At 70.0% G+C, this 8,972-nt stretch carries 8 protein-coding genes and 1 pseudogene; 4 read left to right on the top strand and 5 right to left on the bottom strand.

Translation table 11 applies throughout. From position 1 onward, the window contains the following. Positions 1-170, bottom strand: a pseudogene (locus ACE3T5_RS19795) (tartrate dehydrogenase); the annotation flags it as partial. Next, on the bottom strand, positions 167-1,060 hold the full coding sequence (locus tag ACE3T5_RS19790) for an alpha/beta fold hydrolase (RefSeq protein WP_374669828.1): 894 nt from the start codon (positions 1,058-1,060) through the stop codon (positions 167-169). The gene ACE3T5_RS19790 and the pseudogene ACE3T5_RS19795, both read right to left, overlap by 4 nt. A gap of 56 nt (positions 1,061-1,116) precedes the next feature. Here ACE3T5_RS19790 and ACE3T5_RS19785 point away from each other — a divergent pair, with 56 nt between their 5' ends. Continuing rightward, complete coding sequence (locus tag ACE3T5_RS19785; protein ID WP_374669827.1) at positions 1,117-2,091, top strand: LysR substrate-binding domain-containing protein; 975 nt, start codon at positions 1,117-1,119, stop codon at positions 2,089-2,091. Here ACE3T5_RS19785 and ACE3T5_RS19780 read toward each other — a convergent pair. Both ACE3T5_RS19780 and pgsA read right to left on the bottom strand, forming a co-directional pair. Beyond that, positions 2,048-2,947 carry a DMT family transporter gene (locus tag ACE3T5_RS19780; protein WP_374669826.1) on the bottom strand — a complete coding sequence of 300 codons (900 nt, stop codon included), beginning with the start codon at positions 2,945-2,947 and terminating at the stop codon, positions 2,048-2,050. The genes ACE3T5_RS19785 and ACE3T5_RS19780 overlap by 44 nt on opposite strands. A gap of 4 nt (positions 2,948-2,951) precedes the next feature. Next, positions 2,952-3,524 (bottom strand): CDP-diacylglycerol--glycerol-3-phosphate 3-phosphatidyltransferase, encoded by a 573-nt coding sequence (pgsA, locus tag ACE3T5_RS19775; RefSeq protein WP_374669825.1) that lies wholly within the window; start codon positions 3,522-3,524, stop codon positions 2,952-2,954. 289 nt (positions 3,525-3,813) lie between these two features. Between pgsA and ACE3T5_RS19770 the strand changes: the two genes are divergently transcribed. After that, the gene (locus ACE3T5_RS19770; RefSeq protein ID WP_374669824.1) at positions 3,814-5,352 is read left to right on the top strand and encodes a hypothetical protein; all 1,539 of its coding nucleotides are present in this window, start codon (positions 3,814-3,816) and stop codon (positions 5,350-5,352) included. A gap of 29 nt (positions 5,353-5,381) precedes the next feature. On the opposite strand, the gene uvrC is transcribed toward ACE3T5_RS19770, so the two are convergent. Next, positions 5,382-7,322 carry an excinuclease ABC subunit UvrC gene (gene uvrC, locus ACE3T5_RS19765; protein ID WP_374669823.1) on the bottom strand — a complete coding sequence of 647 codons (1,941 nt, stop codon included), beginning with the start codon at positions 7,320-7,322 and terminating at the stop codon, positions 5,382-5,384. Between the two features lie 20 nt (positions 7,323-7,342). Between uvrC and earP the strand changes: the two genes are divergently transcribed. Next, entirely contained in the window at positions 7,343-8,425 is a 1,083-nt protein-coding gene (gene earP / locus ACE3T5_RS19760; RefSeq protein ID WP_374669822.1) for an elongation factor P maturation arginine rhamnosyltransferase EarP, read from the top strand. Between the two features lie 87 nt (positions 8,426-8,512). Next, positions 8,513-8,972, top strand: a 460-nt coding sequence (locus tag ACE3T5_RS19755) for an elongation factor P (RefSeq protein ID WP_374669821.1), incomplete at its 3' end; no start/stop codon positions are given.

The following is an 8,972-nucleotide window of genomic DNA, read 5'->3' as shown; positions in this document are numbered from 1 at the left end:
AGGTACTTGCCGTGCTTCTCGCAGTAGTCCCAGCTGGAGAAGTCGAAGTGGTCGAAGTGCAGGTCGATGCCGAACTTGCGCGCGGCGGCGTCCACCACCCGCACGCCCTCGGGCATGACCTCCTTGCCGATGCCGTCGCCGGCGATGACTGCGATGCGCTTCTTGCTCATGGGGTTCCTTTGAAGAATGAGAGGGCTTCATCCAGCAGAAGGGCCGGGGCCTCTTCCGCGATGTAGTGGCCGCACGGCACGCTGCGGCCGGTGAAATCGAGGGCGGCCGCCTGCCACAGCGCGGCCACGTCGAAGGATCGGTGCACGGCGCCGTGCTCGCCCCACAGCACGCGCAGCGGCTGGGTGAGGCGGCGGCCGGCATCCATGTCGGCCTGGTCGTGCGCGAGGTCGATGCCGGCGCTGGCGCGATAGTCGGCGCAGATGCTCTCGGCCGTGCCGGGCCGCGCGGCGCAGCGCTCGTACTCGGCCAAAGCCTCCGGCGCGAAGGGGGTCAGGCCCGCGTGGCGGCCGCCCATCACGCTGCGCACGTAGCGCGCAGGGTCGGCGGCGATCAGCGCCTCCGGCAAGGGCGGCGGCTGGATGAGAAAGAACCAGTGCCAGTAGGCACGGGCGAAAGCCTCGGTCGTGCCGCGGTACATGGCGAGCGTGGGGGCGATGTCGAGGAGCAGGAGACGTTGCACCGCTTGCGGATGATCCAGCGCGAGCCGATGGGCCACGCGCGCGCCGCGGTCATGCGCCAGCACCTGGAAGTGCTCGTGGCCCAGCGTGCGCATCACATGCACGGCGTCCAGGGCCATCTCGCGCTTGGCATACGCGGCACTACCCTCGCCCGCGGGCGGCCGGCCAGAGTCACCGTAGCCGCGCAGATCCATCAGCACCACGCGGAAATGCCGTGCCAGCGCCGGGGCCACGCGATGCCACATCGCCTGCGTCTGCGGGTGCCCGTGCAGCAGCAGCAGGGGCGCGCCCTCGCCCGCCACGCGCACCGCCAGAGGCACACCATCTCGCTCGATCTGCAGGGACTGGAAGGCTTCCAACATGGCGGCCATTCTGGCAGGTGCGCGATCGGCCGATCAAGCAATAATGCGGCAATTCATTGTTCGCGATGCAGCAGCAATCCAGCCACCCCATCGACCGAGCGGATCTCGCCCTGCTGCTGGCGCTGCGCGAGCACGGCAGCCTGGCCGCCACGGCGCTTGCCACCGATGTGGTGCCCTCGGTGGTCACACGCAAGCTGGCCAGCCTGGAAGCACGCCTCGGCGTGAAGCTCTTCCAGCGGACCACGCGCCGCATGTCCCCCACAGCCGAGTGCGAGCTGCTGTGCGAGAGGGCTCGCGGCCTGCTGGCAGGCTTCGAATCGCTGGAGGCGGAGCTGCGCGAGCGCCACCACGAGCCGGTGGGCCGCATCCGCCTGGCGGCCACCTTCGGCTTCGGCCGCGCCTGGCTGGGGCCGGCGCTGGCGGAATTCCAGGCCCTGCATCCGCAGGTGGAAATCCAGGTTCAGCTGACCGAACGCCTGCCCGATCTGGCCGCCGAGGGCTTCGATGGCGCGGTCTGGCTCTGGTCGCTGTCGGGTGCCCGCGCTGGCGCCTGGACCGCCCGGCGACTCGCGCGCAACCAGCGCGTGCTGGTCGCGGCACCGGCCTACCTGCAGCGGCGCGGCGCGCCGCGGACCGTGGAGGAACTGACGACGCACGACTGCCTGGTGGTGCGCGAACATGAGGGCTTCGATGTCTGGCGCCTGCGCCGCGAGCGGGACGGCACCGAGACGCGGGTGCGCGTGCGCGGCCCGCTGTCCAGCAACTCTGGCGAGCTGGTGCGCGACTGGTGCCTCGCCGGTCACGGCATCATGCTGCGCAGCCTGTGGGACATCGCGGGCGCGCTGGCCGAAGGGCGCCTGGTGCGCGTGCTGCCGGGCCACACGATGGCCGACGCCGACATCCACTGGCTCGCGCCGCAGACCGGCACCGTGCCGCGACGGCTGCGCCTGCTGGTGGACTTCCTGGCGGAGCGCTTTCGCGCCGAACCCTGGCGCGTCAGCGCGGCGAGCGCACGACCAGGCTCACGCCCACGGCGGTGAGGGCCATGCCGGTCATGATCAGCAGCGTGATCGGCTCGTTGAACAGCACCCAGGCCATGCAGGCCGTGGATGGCGGCACCAGGTACATCAGGCTGGTGACTGTGGTCGCCGCGCCGCGCTGGATCAGCAGGTAGAGCAGCGAGCTACCGCCGAGCGTGAGGCCCAGCACCGACCAGGCCATGGCCCCGGCCAGCTCGCCATTGATCGCGCCGCCGGGCAGCGTCCAGCGCATGGATTCGGATTCCAGCAGGGCCAGCGGCAGCGTCACCGCCAGCGCGGCGGCGAGCTGCACCAGGTTGGCGGTGCGCACGTCGCAGGGGGACACGAAGCGCTTCTGGTACAGCGTGCCGGTGGTGATGGCCAGCAGCGCGATGACCGCGAACGTCAGGTTCAGCAGCCCCACCTCGCCCAGGCCCAGCTTCTGCCAGACCACCAGCAACAGGCCCGCCAGGCCCAGTGCCAGGCCGGCCCACTGGCGCGGCGCCACCGTGCCGCCACGCGAGGACACCCACACCGCCGTCAGCACCGGCTGCAGGCCGACCAGCAGCGCCGCCAGGCCGGCACCCATGCCCGCCTTGACGGCCGCCCACACGCCACCCAGGTAGCCGGCGTGCATCAGCACGCCGGTCACGGCGAGGTGCGCGAGCTGCCGGCGGTCGCGCGGCCAGACGGCGCGCGCGGCCAGCGCCCAGGCGACGAAGCACAGCACCGACAGCAGGTAGCGCCACGCCAGGAACTTCATGGGCGGCGCATGCGGCATGCCGTAGCGCGCGACGATGAACCCGGTGCTCCAGATCAGCACGAAGATGGCCGGCATGGCCCGCAGCAGCGGGTCGGGCCGCGTGGCAGCGTTCATCGGGCTACTTCTTCACCCGCAGCCGGATCTCGGGCACGGCCTTCTGCAGGTAATAGACCATGGACCACACGGTGAGGAAGGCCGCGATCCAGATCAGCCAGTGCCCCCAGATGCCGGTGTCGATCAGCCCGAACAGCACGCCGTCGAACAGCAGGAACGGAATGGCGACCATCTGCACCGTGGTCTTGACCTTGCCCAGCATGTGCACGGCCACGCTGCGCGAGGCCCCGATCTGCGCCATCCACTCGCGCAGGGCGGAGATGGCGATCTCGCGGCCGATGATGATCAGCCCCACGAACACATCCGCGCGCTGCAGGTGCACCAGCACCAGCAGCGAGGCGCAGACCAGGAACTTGTCGGCCACCGGGTCCAGGAAGGCACCGAAGGACGACGTCTGGTTCAGCTTGCGCGCCAGGTAGCCGTCGAGCCAGTCGGTGAGCGCGAAGACGACGAACATCACCGTGGCCAGCAGGTTCTTCATCTGCAGGCTCATGCCCTCGACGTAGAACACGCCCACGATCAGCGGAATCGCGACGATGCGCGTCCAGGTGAGCAGGGTGGGCACCGTGAAGAACATCGGTCGATTATCACTTGCCCGGTGTGCAGCCCCTCGGCAACGGGCCTGCGGCTGCGCATTCCGTTCGTGAAGCCCCCTCGCGCATGGACACGAGTCCAGGAGACCTTCCTTTATTGAGTATTTTGGAACTCATTTTTTCTCCCAAATGTGTTACAAAGGTAGTCCAATGAACAGGACGGCGCCGGGCCACGTTGGCCGGAGCCTGCAGTCCACACGCGGTGCCTTCAGCGACCTGTTCGTCGCCGGCGCCCGACCACTCGAACACCAGGAGGACCTCCAGATGGATCTCATGAGACAAGCGCACCTGTGTCGTGCGTCATTGGTCAACGGCGGTCCGCCACCGCAGCCTGTCGCCTACGGCAACGAGCTCGCCGGGGTCGTCCTCGACGGCTCGATGGACAGCGTCGAGCGCATCGACGCCCTGCTGGAACGCCTACACCTCCGCTACGCCCCGACTGCGGAGAGCCTTGACGCGACGCCGGGTGGCGAGACCCTGGTCATCCTGCTGGCGGTCGCCCTCGGGCTCGCCATCGAGCGCGCCACGAACCTCGAGATCGAGTGGCTCGACTGGGAGAACGCCGCACCGCGCCACCCGCCCGATCACCCGCTGCCGCGCGAGCGCTGGGCCCGGCTGGTCGGCATCTTCGCCAACTCCTCGCTCGCGCCATTGGGTCTGATCGAGGCGGCGCTCTTCGAGGGCGATCGCTCGATGACCTGTGCGGCCTATGCCGAGCGGTGGATCCAGCGCGCACAAGGCGTGGCACGGACGGAAGTGGAACGCATCGACTGGAACGCCCGCTGCCGCGAGTTCCTGGGTGCGCTGGCGGCAGGCATCGAGCCGCCGGGGGGCCTGACGCACTTCAACGCTTTGCGAGAGACCCGGCCGGACTTCACCAGCCAGAGCCTGCAGCGCATCGATGCCCTGCTGCGCGAGATCCGTCAGCGTGACCGGCCGGACTACGCAGCCTGGGTGAACACGCCCGCGTCGCAGAACCTGATCCGCATGCTGGCGTACTACGTGGCCATGTGCACGGCGCGCGTGGGCCAGCTGCCGATCAAGTGGCTGAACTTCCAGGAGCTGACGGCGCAGGTGCCAGACATCGAGTTCCAGTTCGAGACCACCTGCGCCTGCCTGCTGGACAACCGTCTGTTCTTTCCGCTCGGCCTGATCACGGAAATCCTGTTGCAGCCCTCGCCCCAGCGCACGGTCGCCGGCTGGTCGTCGGGGGTCCTGGCACAGGCGACGAACCGGATGATCTCGATCCGCCGCGGGGTCCGAGCCGGCTCGCAGGACGCGGCGATTCCGCTCGCCTGGGAAGAGGCGGTGGGTGCCGCGGGGCACTGCGCGGCCCACAGCCTGTTCATGGTCGAGGGCGGCCAGACACTGGCGCCACTGGTGCTCGCGCCACGCGGGGACAAGCGCCTGTTCACGGCATTTGGCTTGAATGCGGACGAGGCCGCCTACGAGCAGTCCGCCCGGAAGCTGGCGTACAACCCCGACGGGTGCCCCTGGCAGGTGCGCAGCACCGATGGTTACGCCAACCTGCCGACCGGGCGCACGGATGCCATCACGATCGAGCTCCGCTGCTATGGCGGTGGCCTGCTCTCACGACGCAAGCCGCTGTCGCTCGTCATCGCCTGCCCCTACCGGAACGCCAGCAGTTCAGAGGGTTTCGCCATCCACTCGCCGAAACTGCTCGAATGCTCGGCGCCAGCGGCGATGCAGGCCTCGCTGTTCGAGCACTTCTATCGAGGCATCGACGGCTTCCGCCTGGATCCCGCCGCGACCACGTTCACCTGGAACCGGTACCTGGACGAGTCGGTCTGACGAGGTGGGCGCGCCCGGGCACGGCGCACTCAGTGCAGCGCCCGGTAGATCGCCTCCGCCAGTTCGTGCGAGATGCCCTCCACCGAGGCGATGTCCTCCACGCTCGCGGCGGCCACGCCGCGCACGCCGCCGAAGCGCTGCAGCAGGCGGGCGCGCTTCTTGGCGCCCACGCCGGGGATTTCTTCCAGCTGGCTGCCGCCCACGCGCACGCGGGCCCGCCGCGCGCGCATGCCGGTGATGGCGAAGCGGTGCGCCTCGTCGCGGATCTGCGCCACCAGCATCAGCGCCGCCGAGTCGCGGCCCAGGTAGACCTTCTCGCGGCCGTCGGCGAACACCAGCTCTTCCAGGCCGACCTTGCGGCCCTCGCCCTTCTCCACGCCGACGATGACCGAGAGGTCCAGCCCCAGCTCGGCGAACACCTCGCGCGCCATGCTCACCTGGCCGCGGCCGCCATCCACGAGCACCAGGTCCGGCAGGCGCGGCGCGCTGCCACCGGCCGGCGCCTCGCCGCTGCGCGCCGCCTCGGCGAGCGCGGCATAGCGGCGCATCAGCACCTGCCGCATGGCCGCATAGTCGTCACCCGGTGTGATGCCGTCGATGTTGTAGCGGCGGTACTCGCTGTTGCGCATCTGGTGATGGTGGAACACCACGCAGGAGGCTTGCGTGGCCTCACCGGCCGTGTGCGAGATGTCGAAGCATTCCACGCGAAAGTCCTCCAGCGCGTCGGGGGCGAGATCCAGCGCCTCCACCAGCGCCCGCGTGCGGGCCTGCTGCGACCCTTCTTCCGCCAGCAGCCGCGCCAGCTGCAGGCCGGCGTTCTTCTGCGCCATCTCCAGCCACAGCCGGCGCTGGCCGCGCGGGTTGTGTACGGCCGCCACGCGCACCCCCGCCTGCTGCGACAGGGCTTCGACCAGGTCAGCCGCCACCGGATGGCTGGTGATCAGCGCCGGCGGCACCGGCACGCCCAGGTAGTGCTGGGCGATGAAGGCTTCCAGCACCCGCTCTTCCACCGCGACCGGCTTCACCGCACCCTCCGCGCCCTCCAGGTCGTCGAGCAGCGTCGCATCCTCCACATGGCTGGGGAAATACGCGCGGTCCCCCAGGTGCCGGCCGCCGCGCACCATCGCCAGGTTGACGCAGGCCTTGCCGCCCTGTACCTGCACCGCGAGGATGTCCACGTCCTTGTCGGAGCCGGTGTCCACCGTCTGCTGGTGCAGCACCTTGGCCAGCGCCGACATCTGGTTGCGCAGTTCGGCGGCGCGCTCGAACTCCAGCCGCTCGGCGTGCGCCATCATGCGGGCCTCCAGCGCCTGCAGCACCGATTGCGCCTCGCCGCGCAGGAAGGCCTCGGCGTCCCGCACGTCGCCCAGATAGTCCTCGGGCGTCACCAGGTTCACGCAGGGGCCGCTGCAGCGGCGGATCTGGTACAGCAGGCAGGGCCGCGTGCGGTTGGCGAAGACCGTGTCCTCGCAAGTGCGCAGGCGGAACACCTTCTGCAGCAGCTGGATCGACTCCTTCACCGCCCAGGCGCTGGGGTACGGGCCGAAGTAGCGGTGCCGCCGGTCCACCGCGCCGCGGTAGTAGGCCACCCGCGGAAAGGCCTGCGCGCCCTCGGCCGGCGCGGCCTTGTCGGGCGCGCCGGTGATCTTGAGGTAGGGGTAGCTCTTGTCGTCGCGGAACAGGATGTTGTAGCGCGGCGCGAGCGTCTTGATCAGGTTGTTCTCGAGCAGCAGCGCCTCGGCCTCGGAGCGCACCACCGTGGTCTCCAGCCGGTCGATCTTGCCGATCATGTGGCCGATGCGCGTGCCGCCGTGGTTCTTCTGGAAGTAGCTCGCGACCCGCTTCTTCAGGTTGCGGGCCTTGCCCACGTAGAGCACGCCGCCCTCGGCATCGTAGTAGCGGTACACCCCCGGCAGGGCCGGCAGGGCGGCCACCTGCGCCAGGAGCGCCTCGGAGTGCGCTTGCGCCATGCGCCTATTATCCGGGCCGAATGCGATGGGATCTGTTCTGCCAGGTGATCGACAACCACGGTGACGCCGGGGTCTGCTGGCGGCTGGCCCGCGAACTCGCAGAGCGCGGCGACACGGTCAGGCTGTGGATCGACGACCCGGCGCCACTGGCCTGGATGGCGCCCGCGGGCCACCCGGGCGTCGCGGTCCACCCCTGGCACGCCGACTTCCCGGAGGTCACGCCAGGGGACGCGGTGATCGAGGCCTTCGGCTGCAACCCGCCCGACAGCTACCTGGCCGCCCTGGCGCGCGCCACCGCTGATCGCGGCCGGCAGCCCGCCTGGCTGAACCTGGAGTACCTCTCGGCCGAGCTCTACGTGGCGCGCTGCCATGGCCTGCCCTCCCCCGTGAGCGTGGGGCCAGCGGCCGGCCTGCAGCGGCACTTCTTCTATCCCGGCTTCAGCGCGCGCACGGGCGGGCTGCTGCGCGAGAGCGGGCTGGCCGATCGCCAGGCGGCCTTCGACGCCGCGGCCTGGCGTCGTGCGCAGGGCATCGAGGCCGATGGCCGTCGGCTCGTCAGCCTGTTCTGCTACGAGCCGCCCGCGCTGGCGCTGGCACTGGCGCAACTGGCGGCTTCAGCAGCCCCCACCACGCTGCTGGTCACGGCCGGGCGCGCCGCCGTCGCCACGCGCGCCGCCGTGCAAGCGTTCGACCGCGAACAGCCAGGCTGGAATGCGCGCGGCCAGCTGCGCCTGCACCCGCTGCCGCTGCTCACCCAGGCGGGCTACGACGAGCTGCTCTGGGCCTGTGACCTCAACTTCGTGCGCGGCGAGGATTCGGCGGTGCGCGCCCTGCTGGCCGGCCGGCCGTTCGTCTGGCAGCTCTACCCGCAAGCCGACGGCGCCCATCTGCCCAAGCTGGAGGCCTTCCTGGGCTGGCTGCAGCCGCCGGCGGACTGGGCGGCGTTCCATCGCGCGTGGAACGCGCCCGACCCCTGCGAACTGCCCGCGATCGACGTGGCTGCATGGGCGCCCGCCGCGGCCCGCGCCCGCGAACAGGCCTGGGCCCTGCCCGAACTCGCGGCCGGTTTGCGGGCCTTCGCGGCGGGGGCGGCTAGAATATAGGGCTTTGCGCATGGGCCCCGGCCTTTCGCGCCATCGCAGCAGCAGCCGCCCTCGCCCCTGACCGCGGCCCCCATCGAGAACCCGCCCATGAAAATCGCCCAAGAAATCCGCGCCGGCAACGTGATCATGCAGAACGGCCAGCCCTGGGTCGTGCTGAAGACCGAATACTCCCGCGGCGGCCGCAACGCCGCCACCGTGCGCATGAAGCTCAAGTCCCTGCTCAACAACCAGGGCACGGAAGTCGTCTTCAAGGCCGACGACAAGATGGACCAGATCGTGCTGGACAAGAAGGAGTGCACCTACTCCTACTTCGCCGACCCGATGTATGTGTGGATGGACGCCGAGTACAACCAGTACGAGGTGGAAGCCGAGAACATGGGCGACGCCCTGAACTACCTGGAGGACGGCATGCCCTCCGAGGTGGTGTTCTACGAAGGCAAGGCCATCTCGGTCGAACTGCCCACCAGCGTGGAGCGCGAGATCACCTGGACCGAGCCCGCCGTCAAGGGCGACACCTCCGGCAAGGTGCTCAAGCCGGCCAAGATCG

The sequence above is a fragment of the Ramlibacter sp. genome (assembly GCF_041916345.1).
Classification (GTDB): Bacteria; Pseudomonadota; Gammaproteobacteria; order Burkholderiales; family Burkholderiaceae_C; genus Ramlibacter.
Note: the sequence above shows the minus strand (reverse complement) of the source record. Positions and strands in the feature narration are given on the sequence as shown.